We start from the raw sequence: 26873 nt of genomic DNA on the forward strand, positions 1-26873 counted from the left end.
GTTTTATTTTTAAGGAGGGAATTGTGTTGCCTGAAGAGAAAAATACTTTTTACATTACAACACCAATCTATTATCCAAGCGGAAAAGCACACATCGGACATGCTTATACGACAGTTGCGGGGGACGCAATGGCTCGCTACAAACGCTTAAAAGGATATGATGTGTTTTACTTAACTGGAACGGATGAACATGGTCAAAAAATCCAAGCTAAAGCAAAAGAACGCGGTATTTCTGAACAAGAATACGTGGATGAAATTGCAGAAGGCTTCCAAGAGCTTTGGAAAAAACTAGAAATTTCCAACACAGACTTTATTCGTACAACACAAGACCGTCATAAAACATCTGTTGCGAAAATTTTTGAACAGCTTGTCGAACAAGGAGACATTTACTTAGGTGAATATGAAGGTTGGTATTCTGTTTCTGATGAAGAATACTTTACTGAAACGCAATTAGAAGAAGTATATAAAGATGAGAACGGCAAAGTCATCGGCGGAAAAGCTCCTAGTGGAAATGAAGTGGAACTTGTTAAAGAAGAGTCTTACTTTTTCCGTATGAGTAAATACGCGGATCGTTTAGTAGAGTATTACAATTCGCATCCGGAATTTATTTTACCAGAATCAAGAAAAAATGAAATGATAAATAACTTCATCAAACCAGGTTTGGAAGATTTAGCAGTATCTAGAACCACTTTTGACTGGGGAATTAAAGTTCCTGGCAATCCAAAACATGTGGTTTACGTATGGATTGATGCGCTTTCTAACTATATTACGGCGCTTGGTTACAATACCGATAATGATACGAAGTTCCAAAAGTACTGGCCGGCAGATGTCCAAATTGTTGGAAAAGAAATTGTTCGTTTCCATACGATTTATTGGCCAATTATGTTGATGGCACTAGATTTACCACTTCCAAAAATGGTATTTGGTCATGGTTGGATTTTGATGAAAGATGGTAAAATGTCGAAGTCAAAAGGAAATGTAGTAGATCCATATATGTTGATTGATCGTTATGGTCTTGATGCGCTTCGTTATTATTTATTACGTGAAGTTCCATTTGGTTCAGATGGTTTATTCACACCTGAAGACTTTGTTGACCGAGTGAATTACGATCTTGCTAATGACCTAGGAAACTTGCTAAATCGTACGGTTGCAATGATTAACAAATATTTTGATGGAGAAATTCCTGCTTATCAAGGGAAGGTGACGCCATTTGATAAAACCTTAGTTGATTTCAAAAATAGTGTCGTTCTTGACTATGAGAAAAGCATGGATCATATGCAGTTTTCTGTAGCACTTAATCAGCTTTGGTCCCTTATTTCCCGAACAAATAAATATATCGATGAAACAGCTCCATGGGCTATTGCGAAAGAGGAAGAAAAACGTGCAGAATTAGCGAGTGTCATGACTCATTTAGCAGAAAACTTACGAATTATCGCTGTTCTTTTGCAACCATTCTTGACAAGAACTCCTGGTGAAATCTTCTTACAGCTTGGTTTACAAGAAGAAAACTTGAAGAAATGGGATAGCATTTATGGCTACGGAGAAATCCCTGCTGGAACAACTGTAGTGAAAAAAGGAACGCCAATTTTCCCAAGATTAGATGCAAAAGAAGAAGTAGCCTTCATTCAAGACGAAATGAAAGGTTCAGCACCAGCACCATCTGAGGCAACAGCTGAAGTGGATGCACTTGAAACTCCGCAAATTGGCATTGAAGACTTCGATAAAGTAGATCTCCGAGTTGCTGAAGTGAAACAAGTGGAAAAAGTGAAAAAAGCCGACAAACTACTTTGTTTCCAATTAGATCTAGGTGAAGGTAAGTTACGCCAAGTACTTTCTGGTATCGCAGAATTTTACGAACCAGAAGACTTAATTGGCAAAAAAGTAATCGTTGTTTCCAATTTGAAGCCAGTAAAACTTCGCGGGCTTATGAGCGAAGGGATGATTCTTTCTGGTGAGAAAGATGGAAAACTTAGCATTATTGAAGCAAGCAGTACCCTTCCAAATGGTGCAAAAGTAAAATAAAAATGGCGCCCCTGATTCAGGGGCGTCTTTATGTGAGAAAAAATCAAAAAAAAGATTGCATATTGCAAGCGATTACAATATAATGTAAATATACTTACTTAATTCATTGAACGAAGTAAGTGGACATCCAGAAGTAAAGGAGCCGAAAAATGGATATCTTAAGAAAAGGGAATAAGGATTTAATTAAAGATATAAACCGCTACACTGTCCTTAATTTAATTCGTGAAAAAGGAGAAATTACTCGGACGGAAATTGCCAAAAAATGCGATTTTGGGATGTCAACGCTAACGTATATTTTAGATGACCTGCAACAAGAAGGCATCATTTTAGAAGGAGCAGAAACATCCTCTACTGGTGGCAGACGTGCCAAACTAGTTAGATTTAATAAAGATTATGGATTTGTTGTTAGTGTGAAAGTAGAAGAGGAACAACTTCTTTTTGCGTTAACAGACTTAAACGCTAAAATTATCGAAAATAGCTCGATCCCATTTTCAGCTGAGAAAAAACCAGAAGAAGCAATTGATTTAATTGCCGAAAATGTGAAGAAGATGTGCAAAAATAGAAATATGGAACATTTACTGGGTGTTGGAATTGCGATTTCAGGTCTTGTAAACCGTAAAAAAGGGATTGTTATTCGCTCCACCATGCTAGGTTGGGAAAATGTGGCATTAGAATCAATGTTAAACGTCCACTTCCCAAATATTCCAGTATATGTCGATAAAAATATAAACTGCTATACGCTCGCAGAATTATGGTTAGGTGAAGGCAAACATTCGAATAACTTTGCAACGGTTTCAGTAGGAGCAGGCCTCGGCTTGTCTGTTGTAATAAATCGCCAAATTTATTATGGATCTCAAGGCGGCGCAGGGGAATTTGGTCACACAACTATTCAGCCAGGTGGATATAAGTGTCACTGTGGACAAAAAGGTTGCTTAGAAATGTATGCATCTGAATTTTACTTCCGAAACCGCGGAGAAGAACTTAAGGAAGTCTATCCAACATCGGAATTAAACGATTTTCATTTTGATAGTGTAGCCAAAAGTGCAAGAGCAGGCAATGCGTTGGCAACAGAATTAATGGGGAAAATGGGTGAATATTTAGGATACGGAATCCGTAATATCATCAATACCTTTAATCCGGAAAAAGTTATTATTGTTGGAGAAGGCTTGCACCATCGGGACCTATTCTTAACAAAGATTGACGAGATTGCGTCACAAAACTTTTTTTCGGGGGCTGGCTTCGAAACGGAAATCACGACAACTTCTTTAGAGGATCCTGCATGGTTGCAAGGTGCGGCTTTACTAGTCATCCACCAATTGTTTCAAGTGCCAATCTATGAAGAAGAACAAACATTACTACGTTAAAAGTTACATAAATTATTTTCAGGAGGTTATTTTTACATGGTTGGTATGACTAGGAAGAAAACTCTCTTTTGGCTGTGTATTTTCTTATTGCCCAATTTACTTGGTTTTCTTATTTTTATCGCAATTCCAATCCTAGGCTCACTCGGTATTAGTTTTACCGATTGGGACCTAGTTAGTACAATTCACTTTACCGGATTTGACAATTATAAAAGATTATTTAATGATCCGGAATTTTGGAAGTCATTTAGAAATACTGTCACATTTATTATTGGTTACTTGCCTAGTGTCATGATTCTTGGATTAGCGTGTGCATTAATGCTAAATCAAAAAATTAAACTTAGACCATTTTTTCGAGCGGTGTACTTCCTACCAGTAATTACTTCTTGGGTAGCAGTTTCACTTGTTTGGAAATGGTTGTTCAATCCAACGTATGGTCTGATTAATTACTTCTTGTCTTTAATTGGTATTGTAGGGCCGAACTGGTTGACTGATCCGCAAACGGCGATGATTGCTGTCATTATTACGAGTGCATGGAAAGATATTGGTTTTGTAATGGTGCTATTTTTGGGCGGGTTACAAAATATTTCTCCATCTTATTATGAAGCAGCTAATATGGACGGCGCATCAAAACTTCGCCAGTTATTTTCCATTACTATTCCATTGCTTACACCAACCACATTCTTTGTGACGATAATTTCGCTAATCAACTCATTCCAGGTGTTTGACCAGGTGATGATTATGACAGAAGGTGGTCCAAGTGGAGCAACGATGACACTCGTTCAAAATATTTACAATCACGCATTTAGATACTTTGAAATGGGCTATGCCTCCGCGATGAGTTGGATCTTGTTTATTGTTATTTTCATCATTACAATTATTCAAAATAAACTTCAAAAAAGGTGGTCCAATTACTAATGAAAACAGAAAAAAGTGGTTCACCAAAATGGCGACTATTTAAAAATATTTTAACTTATGTCATTATCTGCCTTGGTGGGATAATTATGATTATGCCATTTATCTGGATGATCTCGACCGCATTCAAGACAGGTGCAGCAAATATGACATTACCACCCCAATTTATTCCTGAAGATCCAACAACGGCGAACTTCACTCAAGTATTTGAAATGTTCCCAATGTTCCGGTTTTTAATTAACTCTGTATTTGTTGCGATTGTAACGACACTTGGACAAATGTTGTTTTGTTCGATGGCCGCATACGCTTTCGCTCGTATCCCATTCTGGGGCAGAGACAAATTATTTTTACTTTATCTTGCAACAATGATGGTTCCGGCCCAAGTAACCATGATTCCTCAATTTATTTTGATGAAACAGTTTGGATGGTTAGATTCTTATGCAGGACTTATCGTACCGGCACTATTCAGCGTATTTGGAACATTTCTATTACGTCAAGCATTTATGGGCATTCCGAAAGAACTTGAAGAAGCTGCATTCATGGATGGAGCTAACCACTTTACGATTTTCCGCAAAGTTATTTTACCGCTTGCGAAACCGACTTTTGCCACACTCGGAATTTTGACATTTATGCAGTCTTGGAACAGTTATTTATGGCCATTAATCGTCACAAGCTCACAAGAAATGGCTACGCTACCTTTAGGACTATCGCTTTTACAAGGTAGATATGGAACAAATTTCGGTTTGATGATGGCGGGAGTGCTTATCAGTGTTATCCCGATTTTAGCAGTCTACCTTTTTGCTCAAAAATATTTCATTCAAGGAATGGCAATGAGCGGAATGAAAGAATAAAAAACCAACAAAAAAGGAGTGTTACAAATGAAAAAAGGTTTATTATTATTAATGGTTGTTGTCCTGTCAGTATTTGGTCTCTCGGCATGTGGTGGAAGCAGTGGAAGTAGCGATAAAACAGAAATCACGTATTATCAATTCTCTGCCCCTGCTGATGGAAAAGCGCTAGATGAAATGGTTAAAGAATTTGAAAAGCAAAATCCTGATATCAAAGTAAAAGTGCAAACAATCGCTTATAATGATTATTTCACAAAACTCCAAACACAAATTGCTGGTGGAGACGCGCCAGATGCCTTTGAACTTAACTACGAAACATTTGTTCAATACGCTGAAAAAGGTGTGCTTGCGGACTTAACAAGTTATATCAAGGAAGATAAAGATTTTGATCCATCCACATTGAATAAAGAAGCATACGATGCCTTCAAATATGAAGACAAACAATACGGCATGGTAGAAAGTTTCTCGAATGTAGTGACAATCTATAATAAAGACCTTTTTGACAAAGCTGGTGTTGATTATCCTACAGCTGACTGGACTTGGAAAGACGAGCAGGCAGCAGCAGAAAAATTAACGGATGCTAAAAATAAAGTTTGGGGAACTTCTCAACCAGTAACAATGAATGAATTCTACAAAGTAGCGGCACAAAATGGTGGTTCGATTTTCAATGAAGATATGACAGCTACAACGATTAACAGCCCTGAAAATGTAGAAGCGCTAACACATTTGACGAGTGAAGTGACAGATTCAAAAGTGGCACCATCACCATCTGATTTATCTGGTCAATTACCAGAAGACTTATTCATGAATGGTCAAATCGCTATGCTCCACACAGGTATTTGGTTATTCGATATGTTCCAAGATGCACCATTTAAATGGGACGTGCAAATCGAAGCAGGAAATACACAAAAAGCAACTCATTTCTTCGCTAACGGTATCGGTGTTTCTAAAGACTCAGATAAAAAAGAAGCAGCATTTAAATTTGCATCATTCATGAGTGCGAATGAAGAAGCTGCGAAAATCAGAATTGAAAATAACTGGGAACTTCCAGCAACTGAAAACAAAGAAATTTTGCAACCATATTTAGATGCAACTCCTCCAGATAACAGAGAAGCGGTATTTGAATCCTTACAATATATGGTATTGCCTCCAGTTGTGAAAGATTGGAACAAAATCAGTGATTATACCAATTCAGAATTCGAAAAAGTGCTAAATGGCGATTCAACTCCAGAAAAAGCACTGAAAAACAGTGAAGATAATATTAACAAAACTATGGGTTTTAAATAAGTAAAAAGAGTGGCAGGGACGTTTGTAAGTTTCTAGAAATTAGAGCTTAGAAATAAGACTGCCACTTTAGTATATCTAAGGAAGGAAAAGTGTCATGTCTAAATTCACAAAATTAATGCAGGGTTACTTACATTTAATAGAAGGAAAAAATGAAAAAATTAAGCCGATTCTTGTAGAAACAAAGCCAGATCTAGCAAATGATTCTGTACTTGAAATAGCTTCATGGTTATGGCTAAGTAGTAAAATTAATCATTTTAACAAAATAGAAGTAGAACCAGTGATAGCATTTTTGGTAGCAAATTGGGATCGCCCAGAAAAATCAGTTTGGGGTTCTCCAGAAAAAGATATCTATTTAGCAACGATTTCTAGTGTCTACTCTGCTTTGTTAGATGTGAAAAATACTTTTCCTAAACCTGAACTACAACAGACGATTACAACCATTCGCGATTATTGCTTTAATAATTTGCTCAAAGGCGATAGCATTCTAACTGGATTAAGTACTCGAAAAGTTTCTACCGATCAATTACTATCTGTGCTTCCATTTGGCCTTTTTTCACCAGAAGATTTAGTAATGGTCGCTGCAGTGGGTAAAATGGAACAACAATTAGTACAGGATGACGGTGTTTTGCCTTATTCAGGTGCGCCGACAGTTAGTTCTCTTGCAACAGCTATGATGGCTCTTTACTTTTTGGAAAAAAGTGACCAAGATAAAGCACTACATTACTTAAATATGGCGATGAAACTAGAAGATAATGATAAACTTGGCGAAACTTTCATTGAAATAAATCAAGTGTTCCGTTCGATGGAAAGTGAGGTTGCTGCACACATTTTACATAATCCATTTGGTAATGACAATCGCTATGAGAAGCAACTTACGGAACGTACGCCGCATTATCCGGAGACGGAAATGCATTTTTCGGCAGCGTGTGAAGTGATTTCGGAAGAAGCAGCTATCCAAGTGGAGCTGATTGTAAAAGAAAAAGACTGGACAATTTTGTGCGAAAAAAAAGAGGAAAATGGTGTGCAAATTTGGGAAGCGCTCGTTCCACCGCTAGAAGAAGTTGGTGAATATACGTATTACTTCCAAGCTACTTTAAAGAACCAGGAAACTTTGGCATCAGAAGAATATTTAGTGGAATCGATTTGGAAACATTGGTCAGAAGAAGCCGCTGTTTGTGAGACGGAGCAAGGTCTAATAGTGCTGTTTAAAGAAAATCCATCAAGCATATTGCCAATTGAGTTTGTGATGAACGAGGAAGAGCTTGTTGTACGAATGAAACCAACTTTTGACGTGGAAAAAGTGAAAACTAAATCCACAGGGCGAATGAAAAAAGCCGATTTAGAGATTATTGTTACGAATAATCCTGTACGAATGGAAGTTCACTATAAAAACAATTTAATCCTAGAGTCGCATAAAATTTACCCGGCGCTTCAATGGTATACCGATAAAATAGGAATAATCAACAAGGTCAAACTACATTTAGATGCACCTAAAGAGGAAGAGTATTATGGATTTGGGGAAAGATATAATGCGCTTGGTCAACGCGGAAATGTGCTTGATTGCTTTGTTTACAACCAATACCGCGACCAAGGAACAAGAACTTACATCCCAATGCCGTTTTACCACACAAACCGAGATTACAGTGTTTTTGTAGATACAGCTCGTTACACTAGTTTTGATTTAGGCAACCAATTAGCCGATAAACATACTATTACTGTCGAAATAAACGGCTGTGATACAGATATTTGCTTGTTACTCGGAGATATTCCAAGTGCAGTTGCAAGTTATATGGAAAAAACTGGCAAACCAGCGATGATACCAGTTTGGGCGCTTGGTCCTTGGATGTCTAGTAACAACTGGGACCGCGAATCGATTGTACGAACCGAAATAGAAACTACCCAAGAATTACAAATTCCTTCTACGGTTGTTGTATTAGAGCAATGGAGTGATGAAGCAACTTATTATATGTTTAATGACGCCGAATATGCTGAAAAAGACCCTTCTGAAGCATACCATTACGATGAAATTAAATTCCCATCATGGGGAAGATGGCCGAATCCAAAGGGAATGGTTGATTATGTTCATGAAAATAATATGAAATTGATTCTATGGCAAATCCCCATCCAAAAATATCTCAATCGCCAGCAACATCCACTAAAAGACCGGGAAGAAGCTTACATGACTGAAAAAGGTTATGTGGTGAAAAATCCAGACGGAACCCCATATCGTATCCCAGAAAATTGGTTTACAGAAAGTTTAATCATGGATTTTTCGAATGAAGAAGGAAAAAAATGGTGGTTTGATAAGCGCCAATACTTAATTGATATCGGTGTAGATGGCTTTAAAACAGATGGCGGTGAATTTGTCTTTGGTGAAGGATTACAATTTGCTGATGGTAGACACGGCGATGAAATGAGAAACCTCTATCCAAATGATTATATCGAAGCTTATTATGATTTTGCACAACAAAATGATGGCATGACATTTAGTCGTGCTGGATATACTGGTGCACAACGGTTCCCTGCTCACTGGGCGGGTGACGAGCGTTCAACTTTTGATGCGTTTAGAAGGTCTTTAATTGCAGGATTATCAGCCGGATTTTCAGGTATTCCGTTTTGGAGTTTTGATTTTGCTGGATTTAATGGTGATATTCCGACTGCTGAATTATTTATCCGTTCAGCACAAATGGCTACATTTTGCCCAATTATGCAGTATCATGCCGAAAGTAAAGGAGAATTCAATCAAGATCGTACCCCGTGGAACATTGCATCAAGAACTGGTGATGATACAGTAATCCCGATTTATCGTCATTTTGCGAATGTACGAATGAATATTTTACCTTACATTTATAATGAATCGCGTAAATGTGTCGAAACTGGTTTACCAATGATGCGTGCCCTTTTGCTTGATTATAAAGAAGACCCACGTGTGTCAGATATGTACGATCAATATTTATTTGGTGAAGCAATGCTGATTGCTCCAGTTATTGAAGACGGCGTTCGTTCAAGAGAAGTATATTTACCAGAAGGAACTTGGTATGATTTCTGGACAAATACACGAGTAAGTGGTCCAACATTACGCAAATGTAAAGCAGAAAAAGAAGAAATCCCAGTATTTATCCGCGGTGGAAAAGCAATTCTATGCAACGTAGATAGTTCGTTATCACTAGGATCATGGGTCGGAAATACAGTGATAGAATATGATACGCCACTTTTGAAAATTTATCTGGATAGAGATTTTACAGAAGAAATTACCGACCATTTAGGTGAAAACTGGTTAGTAGAAGTGACTACTATCGCTAATGAAATAACAGTTTCCGTTCAAACGAATACACCAAATTTCGAAGTTGAAGTGATCGGTGCAACGAAAAAAGTACAAATAAAGAAAGGAAGATAACGATGGATGCTTCCACAAGTTTTGCCATTTTACCATCTAATGTTAAAGAAAAAACGGCTTTCCCAAAGAGAGTCAATCAAATAAAAACGGCTTCCTGGGCAGACAATTGCTTATCAGGCACCCTAGATATCGGTCATTTTCATTGTTATTTTGTGAATGATAAAATAGCTAGAGTAATTGTAAATCCATTTGGAGAAGTAGATTCGACTGCCTCAATTGCTGCAATTCATGATACAACGAAACAAGCTGCAAAATTTGCTGAAACGAGCGATTATTACCAGCTGCATTTTGCGGACAAACAAATTTATATTTACAAACAACCATTCCAAATCATCATGAAACAAGGAAGTAAAGTCATTTTTCAAACAGAAGGACTTGCGATTAACCGCAATAAAGCACACCAAATCTCCGTTCAGAGCAGACAAGAAACAGCTGTTTTTGGTCTGGGAGAAAAAACAGGTGGTCTAAATAAAGCGGGTTCGATCATTAGTATGTGGAATACCGATGTTTATAGCCCACATAATAAAGATACCGTCGAATTATATCAGTCCATTCCATTTATGATTGCGGATACGGAAGAAACGACATATGGCTTATTCTATGATAATTCCTACCGAACAGAATTCGATTTTCAAAGTTTTGAAGATATGTATACGATTCTTGCAGAAGGAGGCCAGGCAAACTTCTATGTTATCTTTGGAGATGACATAAAAGAAGTAGTTGCTAGCTATACGGACCTAACAGGAAAAACGCCGCTTCCTCCAAAATGGTCTCTAGGTTATCATCAATCAAGATATAGCTATACCTCAGAAGAAGAAGTAGAACGCATTGCAAATACATTTAAAGAAAAAGAAATTCCACTTGATTGTGTTTTTATGGATATTCATTATATGGATGATTTCCGAGTATTTACCTTCAACCCGGATACTTTTCCAAATGGTCCAGAATTAATTGCACGACTCAAAGAACAAAACATTGATGTAGTTCCCATTGTCGACCCTGGAATTAAAAAAGATGTCGATTACGCTGTTTACCAAGAAGGAATTAAGCATAATCATTTCTGTCGTAAATTAGAAGGGGAGATTTATTATGGTGAAGTTTGGCCAGGTGTCAGCGCTTTTCCAGATTTTCTAAGTACAACTGTTCAAAATTGGTGGGGTAATCTGCATAAATTTTACACGGATTTAGGGGTTCGTGGTATTTGGAACGATATGAATGAACCTTCCGTATTTAATGAAAGTAAAACGATGGACTTAGATGTGGTCCATAATTTGGATGGGGAAACAATCACTCATAAAGAAGCGCATAACTTATACGGATTATATATGAGTAAAGCTACTTTTGAAGGACTAAAACGTCTAGTTCCAAACGAGCGACCGTTTTCACTTACTCGTGCAGGATATGCTGGTGTTCAGCGTTACTCTGCAGTATGGACTGGAGATAATCGTAGCCACTGGGAGCATTTAGAAATGTCGTTACCAATGATTATGAATTTAGGATTGTCTGGTGTGGCGTTTACTGGTGCGGACGTTGGCGGATTTTCATCTGATTGTACAAAAGAAATGCTAATACGTTGGACGCAAGCGGGTGCGTTTTTGCCGTATTTCAGAAATCACTCGGTTCAAGATAGTATTTACCAGGAACCATGGGCATTTGGACCGGATGCGGAGAAAATTGTGAAGCAATACATTGAACTTCGCTATGCCTTTTTACCGTATATTTATACAGAATTTCAAAAAACAGCAGAGACTGGTCTGCCACTTGTACGACCGCTATATATGGAATTTAATGGCGAGCGGGACTTAATTCAAGTAAATGATGAGTTTATGCTTGGTGAAAATATCTTAGTTGCTCCAATCGTTCGTGAAGGACAAGTAAAACGTCTAGTTCGTTTACCCAAAGGAACATGGTTTAACTATTGGACAAAAGAGAAAATAGAAGGCGGAGGCTATATTATTGCAGATGCACCGATGGATACGATGCCAATTTATATTAAAGCAGGGACAATTTTACCCATTGGAAGTAATGTTCAAAATACAAAAGAAACACAAAGTTTAGTACTTGAAGTATACTTAGCAAATGGCAAGGCAGCAGGATACGTGTATAATGATGATGGTAAAAGCTATCAATATGAGCAAGGCGAACTTTCTAAGACAGAACTCACTGCTTCTCTGCAAAATGGCGAAGTACAAGTGAACGCGAGTCATAATGGTAAGCTAAATCTACAATTAGAAATCACCACAATTCAAGTTTTTGGTGAAAAAACAAACAAAATTATAAGGGCGGGAATCTAAAAAATGAAAGAAAAAGACTGGTGGAAAAAAAGCGTAGTATATCAAATTTATCCAAAGAGTTTTAATGACTCCAATGGGGATGGAATTGGGGACATTCAAGGAATCATCGAGAAATTAGATTACTTGAAAGAGTTAGGCGTAGATGTTATTTGGTTATCGCCAGTTTATGACTCACCGCAAGATGATAATGGCTACGATATTCGTGATTACCAAAAAATTTATGAAGAATATGGTGATATGGCGACTTTTGACAATTTACTACAAGGGCTTCATAATCGTGATATGAAACTAGTGATGGATCTTGTTGTAAACCATACATCTGATGAACACAAGTGGTTTGAAGAATCTAGAAAATCAAAAGATAATCCATACCGCGATTATTATTTCTGGCGTGAAGAAAACGAAATTAACAACTGGGGTTCGATTTTCAGTGGTCCTGCTTGGGAATTAGATGAAAAAACAGGCGAATATTACTTACATTTATTCTCCAAAAAACAACCTGATTTAAACTGGGAAAATCCAAAATTACGTCAAGATGTCTATAACATGATGAAATTCTGGCTAGATAAAGGGATTGATGGCTTCCGCATGGACGTAATCAATTTCATTTCTAAAAACACTGATTTCCCAGATGGCCCAGTTGCTGAAGGTCAAATTTATGGAGATGCTGGCAACGATTTTTGTAATGGTCCGCGGATTCACGAATTCTTGCGCGAAATGAATCAAGAAGTAACCTCTAATTACGATGTGATGACAGTAGGGGAAATGCCCGGCGCTAGTATAACAGAGGCCCAAATTTACACCAACCCAGCTAATAAAGAAGTCGATATGATATTTACTTTTGAACATATGAACTTAGATTCAGACGGAGACAACAAATGGGATTTGAAACCAATCTATCTCCCAGAATTAAAAGAAAATATGTCTGAGTGGCAAGTAGCACTTCAAGAAAACGGTTGGAACAGCCTATACTGGAACAATCATGACCAACCACGTATCGTTTCCCGTTTTGGAAATGACAATCGTTTCCGAGTTCGTTCTGCAAAAATGCTTGGGACATGTCTGCACATGATGAAAGGAACGCCGTATATTTATCAAGGGGAAGAAATCGGCATGACAAATGTTCATTTTGAAAGCCTAGATGAATATCGTGATATCGAAACACTCAACATGTACAAAGAGCGAAAAGAGCAAGGACACAGCCATGAAAGCATTATGGAATCGATCTATACAAAAGGTCGCGATAACGCAAGAACCCCTTACCAATGGGACAATAGCCCAAATGCAGGCTTCACAACAGGCACACCTTGGATTAAAGTGAACCCGAGTTATACCGAAATCAATACCGAAGAAGCGCTTAAAAATCCAGATTCAATTTTTTACTACTATCAAAATCTAATCAAATTACGCAAATCAACAGAAATCATCACAACAGGTAATTATCGCTTATTATTACCAAACGATGAAGCTATATTTGCTTACGAGCGCTACACAAATGATGAAAAATTAATCGTTTTATGTAACTTTACGGAAGAAGAACAAGTCATTACCGATCAAAGTATTCTAAATGATATTAAAAAAGGTACCATTTTAGTAAATAATGTACCCGAAATTATAGAAGGAACTTTGCGACCATACGAAGCAATTGTGTACCAAGTAAAGTAAAATCACAAAAAGCCGTCCGATTATAGGATGGTTTTTTTGTCCGAATAAAAATTTATAGTATAATAGAAGGAAATCGATTTATTAGGAGGAATTTCATTGTTATTCGACACGCATGTACACCTCAATGACCAGGCTTTTGACGATGATATAGAAGAAGTAATCAAACGAGCACAAGAAAATGATGTAACCCGTATGGCGGTTGTGGGCTTTAATAAGGAGACGATTGACAAGGCATTAAAACTAGCAGACAAATACGATTTCATTTCACTAATCGTCGGTTGGCACCCCACAGATGCAATTAGTTTTACCGACGAAGATTTAGAATGGTTACGCGATTTAGCCCTAACCCATCCAAGAGTAGTTGCTTTAGGCGAAATGGGCTTGGATTATCATTGGGATACTTCTCCAAAAGAAACACAATTTGAAGTCTTTAGGAAACAAATCCGTCTAGCTAAAGAAGTGAATTTACCGATAGTTATTCATAATCGTGAAGCAACCGAAGATATCATTCGGATTTTGCAAGAAGAACATGCCGAAGAAGTGGGCGGAATTATGCATTGCTTTGGAGAAACGGTGGAAGTAATGGAAGCTTGTCTGGCGATGAACTTTTATATTTCGTTCGGTGGAACAGTTACTTTTAAAAATGCTAAATTGCCAAAAATTGCAGCTCAGGCTATACCAATTGACCGATTATTAATCGAAACTGACGCCCCATATCTTGCTCCAACACCAAATCGCGGAAAAAGAAATGAGCCAGGATACGTCAAGTTAGTTGCCGAAAAAATTGCTGAATTGAAAGAAATGAAATATAGCGAAATCGCAACGCACTCAACAGCTAACGCGAAACGCCTATTTAAAATCCAAGATTAAATGTAATGAAACTGTAACATAAAGCCGACTCTGTAACCGAATCTTAAGCTTCAAAGATATAAAAATAGGCATTTGGACCAAAACCCTTATTTTATGCCTACGACCAGAGATGTAGAAAAATGACATACTTTTGTTACATTTGATATTTAACTATCTTTGTTAATTTAAAAACGGCTTCATAACAACGTTTATTCCCGGAGTTTGCGTAAATATGAACAATCTATTAAAAAAATTGACAGTTGTTTGCTCCCCTGTATATAATCACTAGCGAAGTAGAAAGGGGAGAAATACATGACCATGGAAAACAGCAGTAACGTAGCCCAATCATCAAAATGGAAATTACCAATCATGATTGCAGGATTTGTTATTGTAGTAGCATTGGTTTTTTATTTCGTTTTCGAAGGAACTAAAAACGATATCACTATAGTAAACGCTGGCGAAAAAATTGAATCAAGAACACACGCTAAAACAGTTTCTGCAGCACTCGATGAAGCAGGAATCAAAGTAAGCGAACATGATGAAATCGCGCCAGGTAAAAATGCAGAAATTAAAGACGGTATGGAAATTAAATATCTTCCAGCACGTCAAATTACAATAAATGATAATGGCACAAAGAAAAATGTGTGGAGTACTAAAGTGGATGTAGCAGACTTGCTTAAAGACGAAAACATCACAACTCGCCCACATGATGTGTTAAATGTAGCATTAGATGATAAATTAAAAGATGGTCTTGAAATTAATATTGATCGTGCCATCCAGCTTTCCTTACAAAATGGAGAGAAAAAAGATACAGTTTGGACTACAAAAACTCAAGTTGGTGATTTGCTAGCAGAGAAAAATATCAAACTGGATAAAGAGGACCGTGTGTCACCTGCGAAAGACAGTAACTTAAAGGAAAAAATGACCGTACAAGTTACATATGTTGATTCAAAAGCTGACAAGAAAAAAGAGCAAATTAAATTCAATACAGTTTACAAAGAAGACGACAGCTTAAATCAAGGCGTTGAAAAAGTTGTTCAAGAAGGTAAAACTGGTGAAAAAATTGTTGAGTATAAAGTAACATTTGAAAATGGTAAAGAGAAAAAACGCGATATCATTAAAGAAAATGTCACTGTTGCAAAATCGGATAAAGTAGTTGTTCGTGGTACAAAAGCAAAACCTGTAGTATCGCAAATAGCTAATGCAACACCTGCTAAAAAAGCAGCATCATCTAACACTTCATCAACTCCATCAGGTGGTAAAACACTCACGATGGAATCCACTGCTTATTCAGGCGGGGGAACAACTGCGACAGGAATTAACTTAAGTGCTAATCCTGGAATGAAAGTAGTTGCTGTTGACCCAAGTGTTATTCCACTGGGTTCACGTGTTTGGGTTGAAGGATACGGAGAAGCTATCGCTGGAGACACTGGCGGCGCTATCAAAGGAAATATCGTTGACGTTTATTTCCCGAATGAAAGTTCATGTTACTCTTGGGGTAGAAGAACTGTAACTGTAAAAGTGTTAAACTAATAACCGCATAAAAACGAGGCTGACTCATAGGGCCTCGTTTTTTCTTTGCCCAAAATGTGGTATGATGTATTTACTTATTTTACTAAAAAAGGATGTAGTCATTATGAGCGAGAAGCCTGTAATACATGAGTTTATTGTCGTAGAAGGACGCGATGATACAACGGCCATTAATCGTTCTGTCGTTGCAGATACCATCGAGACAAATGGATCAGCCCTTTCACAAGAAACCATTGAAAGAATTAGACATGCGCAACAACTTCGAGGAGTCATTATTTTTACTGACCCGGATTTTCCAGGCGAAAAAATTAGAAAACAAATTGACTCAGCCGTTCCTGGTTGTAAACATGCTTTTATTAATCGCCAAGACGCCTTGCCCAAAGCTGGCCGAGGTCTTGGAGTGGAGCATGCTAGTAGCGCCAATATTCGAGAAGCATTACAACATTTCCATACAAGCAGCACGCTAGCTGAAAAACAATTTATCTCCAAAGACACTCTAATAAACTTAGAACTTCTAGGTGGGGTTGGTTCAAAAGAACGCAGAGAAAAACTCGGAAACATACTTAAAATCGGCTACACTAACGGAAAACAATTGCAAACACGTCTGGAATCATTTGCTATCAGTGAAGAACAGTTAGTAGCCGCGTGCCAAAAGATTATGCAGGAGGAAGAGCATGAGTAAAGATATTGCAACACCTGGAAAAACAACAGAAATCCTAAAAAAATACGGTTTCTTGTTTAAAAAAAGTTTAGGTCAAAATTTCCTGATTGATAGTAACATTTTGACACGAATTACAGACACAGCCGAAATTACCAAAGAAACAAACGTAATCGAAATCGGTCCTGGGATTGGCGCGCTAACAGAACAACTTGCCAAAACAGCAAAGGAAGTAGTTGCTTTTGAAATCGACCAACGCTTATTGCCGATTTTAGATGATACATTAAGTGCCTACAATAATGTCAAAGTAGTTCACGGCGATGTCCTAAAAGCAAATGTGGAAGAAGTCATTTCTACCCAATTTACCCATCCGGAATTACCTCTGAAAATTGTAGCTAACTTGCCTTATTATGTAACAACACCAATTATTTTAAAACTGCTACATGATAACATTCCTGCTGACTCGATGACTTTCATGCTTCAAAAAGAAGTAGCGGACCGTATTAGTGCAGTTCCAAGTACCAAAAGCTACGGAAGCTTAACAATCGCCATTCAATTCTATATGGAGGCTGAATTAGCTTTTATTGTACCGAAAACAGTATTTATGCCACAACCTAATGTAGATTCAGCTGTCATTCATTTGAAGCGTCGCAAAGAGCCGCTAGCGCAGGTATATGACGAAGAATTTTTCTTTGAAGTAACAAGAGCTTCCTTTGCACAAAGAAGAAAAACATTATGGAATAACCTAGCTTCCAAGTTTCCAGCCTTAAAAGTACGTAAGGAAGAACTGATAGAAGGTCTAAGTGCTATTGGTATAGACTTAATTCGCCGGGGTGAAACGTTAGATATCCCTGAATTCGCTAAATTAAGCAATTTTTTAGCTGATTTTTTAGCAGAAAAATAAATTTTCCCAAAAAAGCGCTTTCTTAGTTGACAGTTAGCCCTTACAACTGTTAAAATATTTGGTTATTGATTTCTTAGTCCATCTGTGCTATACTATTTATTAGTGAGGTGGAAAATAAATGCCAAAAACCATTGCAAGCATTAAGACGAATTTAGATTCTAGATTAGGTAAAGCATTGACATTGAAAGCAAACGGCGGTCGTAAAAAAACGATTGAACGTTGCGGCATCCTAGCTGAAACATATCCATCCGTTTTCATTGTAGAGCTTGATCAGGATGAAAACAACTTTGAAAGAGTATCCTATAGTTACACGGATATCTTAACAGACGCAGTAGAACTTATATTTACAGATGATAATAAAGAATTAGCTTTGTAAGAAGCTGAAGTAACCGAACCGTAAAGCATGGTTCGGTTTTTGCTTTGTTAAAGAGTGTTTTGGGCCCCTTGCTACATATTTCTTCTTTCATATGATAGAATAGAAAAAGAGATTTTGAACGCGGAGGCGGGGAGAATGAAAATAAGTGTAACGGCGCCAGCTAAAATTAATCTTTCCCTTGATGCTCTTTACAAACGTGAAGACGGTTATCATGAAGTAGAGATGGTAATGACCACGATTGATCTTGCGGATAGACTTTATTTAGAGCGGCTAGATGAGGACGTTATTGTATTAAACGTAAAGGCGCACTTTATCCCGGAAGACCGCCGCAATTTAATTTATCAAGCAGCGGCACTTTTGAAAAAACGTTTTGATGTAAAAGCAGGAGTGCGAATTACGATAGATAAACATATTCCGGTTTCTGCGGGACTTGCAGGTGGAAGCTCGGATGCAGCGGCAGCACTTAAAGGACTAAACATTATTTGGGAGCTAGGACTTTCGATAGAGGAGCTAGCAGAAATCAGCTCAGAAATTGGTTCTGATATTGCCTTTTGTGTTTATGGTGGGACTGCCATTGCAACTGGTCGTGGGGAGAAGATTTCTTCACTTCCTAATATGCCAGGTTGCTGGATTGTACTTGCTAAACCTAGCATTAGTATATCGACACCAACCATTTATAAAGAGTTACAGGTAGATAATGTAGCACATCCTAATACGAAAAAAATGATAGAGGCAATTGAACAAGGCGACTTAGACGGAATTTTTGCTGCTACAGGAAATGTTCTGGAATCTGTAACGTTAGAGAAAAATCCACAAGTTAAACGGATTAAAGACCGGATGCTCGCGTTTGGTGCTGAGACGGCTTTAATGAGTGGTAGTGGTCCGACAGTATTTGCGCTCATCAAACAGTACTCAAGAGCGAAACGTGTCTATAACGGCTTGCGTGGCTTTTGTGAGGAAGTATATATGGTTAGGCCATGGAGTGAAAGTGAAAATGATACTATTAAAGGTTCGGAGGGGTCAGACAAATGAAGATTATTTTTAATGCAGATGATTTTGGAATTAGCCCAGGAGCGGTATATGGCATTTTGGATGCTTACAAACGAGGCGTCGTGAAATCAACGACACTACTTGCCAATAGTCCAGCATTTGATTTAGCAGTTGAGGTAGCAAAAGAAAACCCGGGACTCGATATCGGTGCGCATTTGACCTTAACTTTCGGCTCACCGCTTCTTCAGGGACTTGGAACACTAACCGTTGATGATGGACGTTTCCGTAAAAATTATACTGCGTTAGAATCTGGCTTGGCTGATGCAGATATGGGAGAAGTGGAACGCGAATTAACTGCCCAAATCGAGAAAATTTTAGCTACTGGACTGACGATTTCTCATTTTGACACACATCATTCAATTGAACCATTAATTTTCCCAGTACAACACAAGCTCGCAGAAAAATATGGTGTAAGCATAAGACGCCATGCAGATGTTTCTAATTTTGGCACGATTAAAACACCTGATTTATTTGCTACTGATTTTTATGCAGATGGTGTAAGCTTTGAAACAATCAAAAAAATAGTTCAAAATCATATTGGTACAAATGATGTAGTCGAAGTTATGACCCATCCAGCCTTTATTGACGATACCTTACTTCATATTTCTAGTTACGTTCAACCTCGTACGAAAGAACATACCGTACTGACATCCAGAGAGTTACAAGCATACTTAGGTCAACAAGAAGTAGAAATTATTAGTTTCCGTGATTTATAAAAAGTAGTTACTAGTCTGTCAAAGGAAGTTTATTTGGCAGGCTTTTTGTACATTAAAAGAATAAAAGTTGTCAATTTTATAGAAAACGTTTTATAATAGAGAAAATACGGACAAAATACGTGAAATTGCTTTTTAATATACGGAATTTTATCAAAGGGAGAGAGATTATGAAGATTCGTCGCAGTGAACGATTAATTGATATGACGCAATTTCTTTTGTCGCATCCGCGAAAACTAGTGCCGCTTACGATGTTTGCTGAACGTTATGGCTCAGCTAAGTCTTCTATTAGTGAAGATTTGGTCATCATAAAGAAAACATTTGAAGATAGAGGGATAGGTACGCTTGAAACACTTCCAGGAGCTGCAGGAGGAGTACAATATATTTCTATTGCTGGGAATGACGATGTGCTAGATTTTGTACACACATTATGTAACCGGATTGCAGAGCCGAATCGCTTACTGCCAGGTGGTTATTTGTATCTTTCTGATTTGTTAGGCGAACCAGTTACGCTTAAAGCAATTGGGAAAATACTAGCTACAAAATTTAACGACAAAAAAATAGATGCAATTATGACAGTGGCAACGAAAGGCATTCCAATTGCTCAAGCAGTTGCAGAACACTTAAGCGTACCGTTTGTCATCGTAAGAAGAGATAGCAAAGTGACAGAAGGCTCGACTGTAAGCATCAATTACGTTTCAGGTTCTTCCAAACGAATTGAAAAAATGGAACTATCAAAACGTAGTCTAGCGGAAGGATCCAATGTGGTTATTGTAGATGATTTCATGAAAGCTGGCGGAACCATCAACGGAATGAAAAATCTGCTGGAAGAATTTAATGCTCATTTAGTTGGCATTGGGGTTCTAGTTGAATCGGAGTATGCGGAAGAACGCTTAGTAGATGATTATGTGTCACTTGTGAAAATTAAAAATGTCAACATGAAAGAAAAACAAATCGAAGTGGTTGATGGGAATTATTTTAACAGCTAAGCAAGCGACCCTAGGGGAATCTAGGGTTGTTTTTTTATTGTGAACAAATCAGCCTTGCGATGTACTTCACTCACTTAAGTTTTATGGTAGAATAAATCCTATCATTGTTACATAAAATATAAGGCTTCCAAATAATTGGGAGCAGAAGGAGAACTTTCATGAAAAAATGGGTTAAATGGTTAATTGTTATTGTTATTATCGCAGTTGTAGCCGCCGGTGCGGTTATGTTGCTTGGGAAAAATAGCGGTTCTGTAACGCAAGAGAAGTTAGTTACAGCTAAAGTGAAACAAGGAGATATGAAAATCAATGCTACCGGAACAGGAGCAATTTCACCAGAAAATACACAAGTTCCTGATTATGACGAACTCCAATTGGTAGCACAAATGGATGAACTTGATATTCCGAACATCAAGAAAGACCAAGAAGTTAAAGTCACGGTAACAGCTCTACCAGACAAAACATACACAGGTAAAGTAAAAGAAATTGCTGAACAAGGTCAAGTTCAAAATGGGGTATCTAGCTTCTCTGTTATTATTTCACTTGATAAGACAGATGATTTAAAAGCTGGTATGACAGCAGATGCCTCCATTTTAGTGAAAGAGAAAAAAGATGCCCTATATGTTCCAATTGAAGCGGTTCAAAAAGATAGTAACGATAAATACTATGTGCTAGTTCCAGAAGAAAAAAATAATGGTAAAACAAAAAAAGTGAAAAAAATCGTCGAAACTGGTCTGCATAACGAAGACAATATTGAAATCACAAAGGGCGTTAAAAAAGATGAAAAAGTAATCCTTCCTACACAAGAAACTGAGACAATGCCAGGTGCACCAAGCTAAGTTTCTTGTAAATATGATTCAGATAAATTGTATGAAGGAGGGATAAACATGCCAAAACCACTAATTGACATGAAAAATTTAACAAAAACGTATACGCTAGGCGGAGAAACTTTTAAGGCTTTAGACGATGTTACTTTTACCGTTGATCAAGGTGAATTTTTATCCATCGTTGGTCCATCTGGTTCAGGAAAATCAACGTTAATGAATATGATTGGTTGTTTAGATGTGCCAGATGAAGGAAGTTATCATCTTGATGATGTAGATGTCTTTAAACTCAGTGACAACAAACTATCGGAAATTAGAAATAAGAAAATCGGCTTTATTTTCCAACAGTTTAATCTGCTTCCGAAATTATCAGCTTTTGAAAATGTGGAACTACCATTAATCTATGCAGGGTTAAGTGTTTCGGCACGTGAAAAGGCTGCGCTCGAATGTTTGGAAAAAGTTGGTTTGCTTGAAAAACGAAGAAATTTACCGACTCAGCTTTCTGGTGGGCAACAACAACGTGTCGCGATTGCGAGAGCACTTGCTGGCAAACCGCAAATTCTTTTAGCTGATGAACCAACTGGAGCGCTCGACTCCAAAACAGGTAAAGAAGTAATGGGGATTCTTCAAGAGTTAAATCGAGCAGGAAATACGATTGTCATGATTACGCATGATCCAACCATTGCCTCTTATGGAACAAGAAGTATTCGTATTCAAGATGGTAAATTATTCCATGAGGAGGCGACGAAAGCATGAACGTTCTCCAAAGTATGAAAATGGCATGGAAACAATTAAAAGCAAGTAAGCTAAGATCTTTTTTGACCATGCTGGGTATTATCATTGGTGTAGCATCTGTTATCCTGCTAGTCTCGCTAGGGAATGGAGTCACCAAAGAAGTTGACGAACAAATGGGGGATTTAGGTTCCAATTTAATCACAGTCGTTAATAGTTCGGTTAATCCTAATGATAAATACACCTATGATGAAGTAATGAAGTATCAAAATATCGATGGAGTGAAAAGCGTCTCTCCAGAATTATCTGGACAAGTAAATGCAACATTTGATTATAAAAACTCAAGTAATAAAGTTATAGGTACAAACGATCAGTACAAAGCGGCTCGTAGCTTGGAAATGAGCGAAGGACGCTTCTTACTACCAATTGATACGGAATATGGTCAGAAGGTGGCTGTAATAGGTTCTACGGTAGCGAGTGACTTGTTCGGTTTCGGAAATCCAGTTGGTGAAACAATTAGACTCAACGGAATGCCTTACAAAGTAGTTGGAGTTCTAAAAGAAAAAGGCGCTTCGATGATGGGTTCAAGTGATGACCAAATCTTCATCCCGATTTCTTCTGCACAAAGATTATTAAAAGATACAAATGTCCGTACCATCTATGTAGAGACAAAGACAGCGGAAGATGTCGATTTTGTTGTAAATACATTGGAATCTCGTTTAGCAATTAAGTTTGGTGACGAGAAAGAGCAAGAAGAAAATGCTTCTTCCGCTCAAATGGGACCATCTTATCAAGTTATTAACCAACAAGAAATTTTAAATGCGTTTAATACGATTAGTACAACGTTAACCACTGCGCTTGGTGCGATTGCAGCGATATCACTTGTGGTAGGTGGTATCGGAATAATGAATATTATGCTTGTTTCAGTTAGTGAACGGACGAGAGAAATTGGTATCAGAAAAGCGCTAGGTGCTAAAAAACGAGCAATTTTGCTTCAATTTCTAATCGAATCTATTGTTATTAGTGTTTGTGGTGGGATTATCGGGATTATCATCGGTGTATCTGGTGCACTGATATTCGGTTCAGTTGCTGGAATATCATCGGGTATTACAGCGGGAACGATTATCTTCTCCTTCGTGTTCTCCTTATGTATTGGCATAATCTTTGGGATTGCTCCTGCCAATAAAGCATCAAAACTACGGCCAATTGATGCATTAAGATCTGAATAAGCAGAGAAAGGATTCGGAATCATTGATTTCAAATCCTTTTTTTGTACTAAAATAGACGGATTTTATGTATAAAAAAGCCATAAGTTGTCTTGTCATCTATATTTAACATTTTTGTCACAATTAAGCGTTTTAAAAAAATGAATTGAATTATTAAATTAAAAAAACTTTAAAATATGCGTTATAGCAGTACTTTTGGGGTATATATACTTTGTTGGCAGTTAATTTATGTGGAATTGGAAAATAGCCTAAGTGTAAAAAATTATGTGCTATTATTCATGGAACGCTTGGGTTATTGTATACAATTATTTCTGAAAAATGATTTAATTTCTACCGTTTTACTGGTGTTATTACTTATAAAATAGTATGATAAATACATTGCAAGACAGTTCTGGCAATGGATTAGAAGTTTTTAAATTAGAAATATATAACATTGTATACAAAGATGCTTTTGCAACGAACAATCTGTAAATGTCAATACTTTTTTGTAAAAAAATTTTTTTTTCGATTTTGAATTCACAAAGTTGTCAAATTTAGTTTTTTTTATTATTATGTTCATAGGGAAGAGTTTTACGTAAATGTTGCTTGCTTCAAAAAGCGATTTTTTCTATGGGGGAATTTTTCTCGAGTGTGTACTTAATGTTGCATGTGAGCATTGGATACTAACAGAGCAACTAGAATAAGGTGGTGAAGATAATGGAGATTACAGATGTGAGATTGCGACGTGTTGAGACAGATGGGAGAATGAAAGCTATTTCTTCAATAACGATTGATAGTGAGTTTGTTATTCACGACATTCGTGTTATCGATGGCAACGAGGGACTGTTCGTAGCTATGCCAAGCAAACGTACGCCGGATGGTGAGTTTAGAGATATTGCGCATCCTATTAACTCAAATACCCGTGCAAAAATTCAAGAAGCTGTTTTAGCTGCTTATGAAGTAGCGGAAGAACCAACTGCAAGTGAAGAAAAATCTGCTGACGAAAGTGTTGCAGAAGAGAATTAAAAAAATCCTCATTTTAAGGAGAACATTGTTATGAACAGTTTAAGACGGGGATTTAATTAAACCTGATGTTTGGCTGGGAAAAGCATATTCTTTTTGATCGAGGCAAATGGGATAAGGAGTGACTAATAATGCAAGTAACAGATGTGAGATTACGTCGTGTAGAAACTGATGGAAGAATGAGAGCGATTGCTTCAATCACTTTAGATGAGGAATTTGTAGTTCATGATATTCGCGTTATTGATGGGAATAACGGTTTATTCGTAGCTATGCCAAGTAAACGTGGTGTTGACGGTGAGTTCCGTGATATTGCTCACCCAATTAATTCTGATACTCGTGCTAAAATTCAAGAAGTTGTTTTAGCTGAATATGTACGCGTTGGAGAAGAAGAAGCAAGTGCGGTAACAGAAGAAGAATCTGAATCCGTTTCTGCTGAATAATTAAAAATTTCCAAGGGCTAGCCAACTGCTAGCCCTTTTTGTGTCTTTAAATCTTGAAAAAATGATAAATAGCCTTGGTCTTCCATTTTGGCTATGGTATAATTAAAAGTAGATTGAAATTGGGAAGGGGAATTCAGAATGATGTTGCAAAATCAGGCACAATTGCGAGACTATTATTGTAGCACGGCTGTAACCTCTACTTTTAGTGAACAAATAAACAAGCGCACTATATCTTTCGGAATTTTCAAACAAATAAAACATTGAAATTACTCTTTGCCTATAAAATACGGTTGAGAGTTTTTATTTGGACGTAATCTTGAAAAAAAGCGGATTTTACGTTATCATTCATAATGGAAGAATAGTGAATATTGGAGGTTCTATATAATGTCAAAACGATATGCTGTAGTGCTTGCTGCTGGCCAAGGCACGCGGATGAAATCAAAACTATATAAAGTCTTGCATCCTGTTTGTGGAAAACCAATGGTCGAACATGTAGTGGATCAAATTTCGACACTTGATGTTGATAAAGTGGTTACAATAGTTGGGCATGGCGCAGAAAAAGTACAAGAGCATTTAGCTGGTAAAAGCGAGTTTGTGAAGCAAGAAGAACAACTTGGTACAGCCCACGCGGTACTTCAAGCAAAAGCCGCACTTGCTGAAAAAGATGGTGTTACGCTAGTTGTTTGTGGCGATACACCTTTAATAGAGGCTAGTACAATGGAAGCTCTGCTGAAATATCACCATGAAAAACGTGCAAAAGCAACAATTCTTACAACAGTGATTGAAGATCCTACTGGTTATGGACGTATTATTCGTGATGATCTTGGTATTGTAGAAAAAATTGTAGAACATAAAGATGCGACTGAAAAAGAGCAACGCATTTCAGAAATAAATACTGGTACTTACTGTTTTGATAATAAATCTCTTTTTGAAGCATTAGAAAAAGTTTCAAATGATAATGTGCAAGGAGAATATTACTTGCCAGATGTTATTAAAATTTTAAAAGATTCAGATGAAGTAGTAGCGGCATATCGAATGGAGTCTTTCGAGGAATCCCTTGGAGTGAACGATCGAATTGCTTTAGCTGAAGCATCTAAGTTAATGCAACGTCGAATTAATGAGAATCATATGCGTAATGGAGTAACACTTATTAATCCAGAAAGTACGTATATTGATATAAATGTAGAAATTGGCCAAGATACAGTTATAGAACCTGGTGTAATGCTTCGAGGTAATACAGTGATTGGCGACGATTGTGTTGTTACAAGCGGCTCAGAAATCGTAAATAGTATCATTGGTGAACGAGCTCATATTAAAAGTTCCGCAATCTTTGAAAGCAAGGTCGGAGATGACGTTCAAATCGGCCCGTATGCACACCTAAGACCAGGATCTGATATTCATAACAACGTAAAAATCGGAAATTATGTTGAAACCAAAAAGGCTGTTGTTGGTGAAGGAACTAAACTGCCGCATTTCATTTATATGGGGGATGCAGAAATCGGTAAAAATGTGAATATTGGTTGTGGAAGTATTGCTGTTAATTATGATGGGAAAAACAAAGCGAAAACCATTATTGGCGACGATGTTTTTGTCGGTTGTAATTCTAATTTAATTGCACCTGTCAAAGTAGGCAATCGTGCATTCATTGCAGCTGGTTCAACTATTACAAAAGACGTTCCAGATGATGCTCTAGGAATTGCTCGCGCGAAACAAGACAACAAGATAGGCTATGCGAAACGTTTAAATCACGGTAAATAATTTCCAATTGGAAAGTTTAAAATTTTAATAAAAATAG

General features: G+C 37.4%; 22 protein-coding genes. All 22 read left to right on the forward strand.

Annotated elements, in window-relative coordinates; translation table 11 throughout:
• Window positions 1-20 precede the first annotated feature (20 nt).
• Window positions 21-2021 (forward strand): methionine--tRNA ligase, encoded by a 2001-nt coding sequence (gene metG / locus CKV67_RS00750; RefSeq protein WP_258380612.1) that lies wholly within the window; start codon window positions 21-23, stop codon window positions 2019-2021.
• A 149-nt stretch (window positions 2022-2170) separates the two neighbouring features.
• A complete protein-coding gene (locus CKV67_RS00755; protein ID WP_014091712.1) occupies window positions 2171-3385 on the forward strand; it encodes an ROK family transcriptional regulator in 1215 nt (404 codons plus the stop codon).
• A 36-nt stretch (window positions 3386-3421) separates the two neighbouring features.
• Entirely contained in the window at window positions 3422-4300 is an 879-nt protein-coding gene (locus tag CKV67_RS00760; RefSeq protein ID WP_014091713.1) for a carbohydrate ABC transporter permease, read from the forward strand.
• The gene (locus CKV67_RS00765; RefSeq protein ID WP_014091714.1) at window positions 4300-5148 is read left to right on the forward strand and encodes a carbohydrate ABC transporter permease; all 849 of its coding nucleotides are present in this window, start codon (window positions 4300-4302) and stop codon (window positions 5146-5148) included. The genes CKV67_RS00760 and CKV67_RS00765 overlap by 1 nt, the downstream gene beginning before the upstream one ends.
• Before the next feature lie 27 nt (window positions 5149-5175).
• Window positions 5176-6432, forward strand: coding sequence for an ABC transporter substrate-binding protein (locus tag CKV67_RS00770; protein WP_014091715.1), 1257 nt, complete (start codon window positions 5176-5178; stop codon window positions 6430-6432).
• Between the two features lie 94 nt (window positions 6433-6526).
• The gene (locus tag CKV67_RS00775; protein ID WP_014091716.1) at window positions 6527-9829 is read left to right on the forward strand and encodes a glycoside hydrolase family 31 protein; all 3303 of its coding nucleotides are present in this window, start codon (window positions 6527-6529) and stop codon (window positions 9827-9829) included.
• 2 nt (window positions 9830-9831) lie between these two features.
• On the forward strand, window positions 9832-12123 hold the full coding sequence (locus CKV67_RS00780; RefSeq protein WP_014091717.1) for a glycoside hydrolase family 31 protein: 2292 nt from the start codon (window positions 9832-9834) through the stop codon (window positions 12121-12123).
• A 3-nt stretch (window positions 12124-12126) separates the two neighbouring features.
• Window positions 12127-13788 carry a glycoside hydrolase family 13 protein gene (locus tag CKV67_RS00785; RefSeq protein ID WP_014091718.1) on the forward strand — a complete coding sequence of 554 codons (1662 nt, stop codon included), beginning with the start codon at window positions 12127-12129 and terminating at the stop codon, window positions 13786-13788.
• Between the two features lie 96 nt (window positions 13789-13884).
• Complete coding sequence (locus tag CKV67_RS00790; RefSeq protein ID WP_014091719.1) at window positions 13885-14658, forward strand: TatD family hydrolase; 774 nt, start codon at window positions 13885-13887, stop codon at window positions 14656-14658.
• 291 nt (window positions 14659-14949) lie between these two features.
• Window positions 14950-16170: a resuscitation-promoting factor gene (locus tag CKV67_RS00795; protein WP_014091720.1), complete on the forward strand. Its 1221-nt coding sequence runs from the start codon at window positions 14950-14952 to the stop codon at window positions 16168-16170.
• A 103-nt stretch (window positions 16171-16273) separates the two neighbouring features.
• The gene (gene rnmV / locus CKV67_RS00800; protein WP_014091721.1) at window positions 16274-16849 is read left to right on the forward strand and encodes a ribonuclease M5; all 576 of its coding nucleotides are present in this window, start codon (window positions 16274-16276) and stop codon (window positions 16847-16849) included.
• A complete protein-coding gene (gene rsmA, locus CKV67_RS00805; RefSeq protein ID WP_014091722.1) occupies window positions 16842-17729 on the forward strand; it encodes a 16S rRNA (adenine(1518)-N(6)/adenine(1519)-N(6))-dimethyltransferase RsmA in 888 nt (295 codons plus the stop codon). Before rnmV ends, rsmA begins: the two co-directional genes overlap by 8 nt.
• Before the next feature lie 118 nt (window positions 17730-17847).
• Complete coding sequence (gene veg, locus CKV67_RS00810) at window positions 17848-18105, forward strand: biofilm formation stimulator Veg (RefSeq protein WP_014091723.1); 258 nt, start codon at window positions 17848-17850, stop codon at window positions 18103-18105.
• 135 nt (window positions 18106-18240) lie between these two features.
• Window positions 18241-19137, forward strand: coding sequence for a 4-(cytidine 5'-diphospho)-2-C-methyl-D-erythritol kinase (gene ispE / locus CKV67_RS00815; protein ID WP_014091724.1), 897 nt, complete (start codon window positions 18241-18243; stop codon window positions 19135-19137).
• Complete coding sequence (locus CKV67_RS00820; RefSeq protein ID WP_014091725.1) at window positions 19134-19871, forward strand: carbohydrate deacetylase; 738 nt, start codon at window positions 19134-19136, stop codon at window positions 19869-19871. The genes ispE and CKV67_RS00820 overlap by 4 nt, the downstream gene beginning before the upstream one ends.
• A 167-nt stretch (window positions 19872-20038) precedes the next feature.
• Window positions 20039-20857: a pur operon repressor gene (purR, locus tag CKV67_RS00825; RefSeq protein ID WP_014091726.1), complete on the forward strand. Its 819-nt coding sequence runs from the start codon at window positions 20039-20041 to the stop codon at window positions 20855-20857.
• 158 nt (window positions 20858-21015) lie between these two features.
• Complete coding sequence (locus tag CKV67_RS00830; protein ID WP_014091727.1) at window positions 21016-21693, forward strand: efflux RND transporter periplasmic adaptor subunit; 678 nt, start codon at window positions 21016-21018, stop codon at window positions 21691-21693.
• A gap of 48 nt (window positions 21694-21741) precedes the next feature.
• Window positions 21742-22434: an ABC transporter ATP-binding protein gene (locus CKV67_RS00835; protein ID WP_014091728.1), complete on the forward strand. Its 693-nt coding sequence runs from the start codon at window positions 21742-21744 to the stop codon at window positions 22432-22434.
• The gene (locus CKV67_RS00840) at window positions 22431-23639 is read left to right on the forward strand and encodes an ABC transporter permease (protein WP_025279704.1); all 1209 of its coding nucleotides are present in this window, start codon (window positions 22431-22433) and stop codon (window positions 23637-23639) included. Before CKV67_RS00835 ends, CKV67_RS00840 begins: the two co-directional genes overlap by 4 nt.
• Before the next feature lie 693 nt (window positions 23640-24332).
• Complete coding sequence (gene spoVG / locus CKV67_RS00845) at window positions 24333-24641, forward strand: septation regulator SpoVG (protein ID WP_012984707.1); 309 nt, start codon at window positions 24333-24335, stop codon at window positions 24639-24641.
• A 128-nt stretch (window positions 24642-24769) separates the two neighbouring features.
• Entirely contained in the window at window positions 24770-25078 is a 309-nt protein-coding gene (spoVG, locus tag CKV67_RS00850) for a septation regulator SpoVG (protein WP_003750671.1), read from the forward strand.
• 384 nt (window positions 25079-25462) lie between these two features.
• Window positions 25463-26836 (forward strand): bifunctional UDP-N-acetylglucosamine diphosphorylase/glucosamine-1-phosphate N-acetyltransferase GlmU, encoded by a 1374-nt coding sequence (gene glmU, locus CKV67_RS00855; RefSeq protein ID WP_014091730.1) that lies wholly within the window; start codon window positions 25463-25465, stop codon window positions 26834-26836.
• Window positions 26837-26873 lie beyond the last annotated feature (37 nt).

Source organism: Listeria ivanovii subsp. ivanovii (assembly GCF_900187025.1).
In the GTDB taxonomy this organism is placed as follows: Bacteria; Bacillota; Bacilli; order Lactobacillales; family Listeriaceae; genus Listeria; species Listeria ivanovii.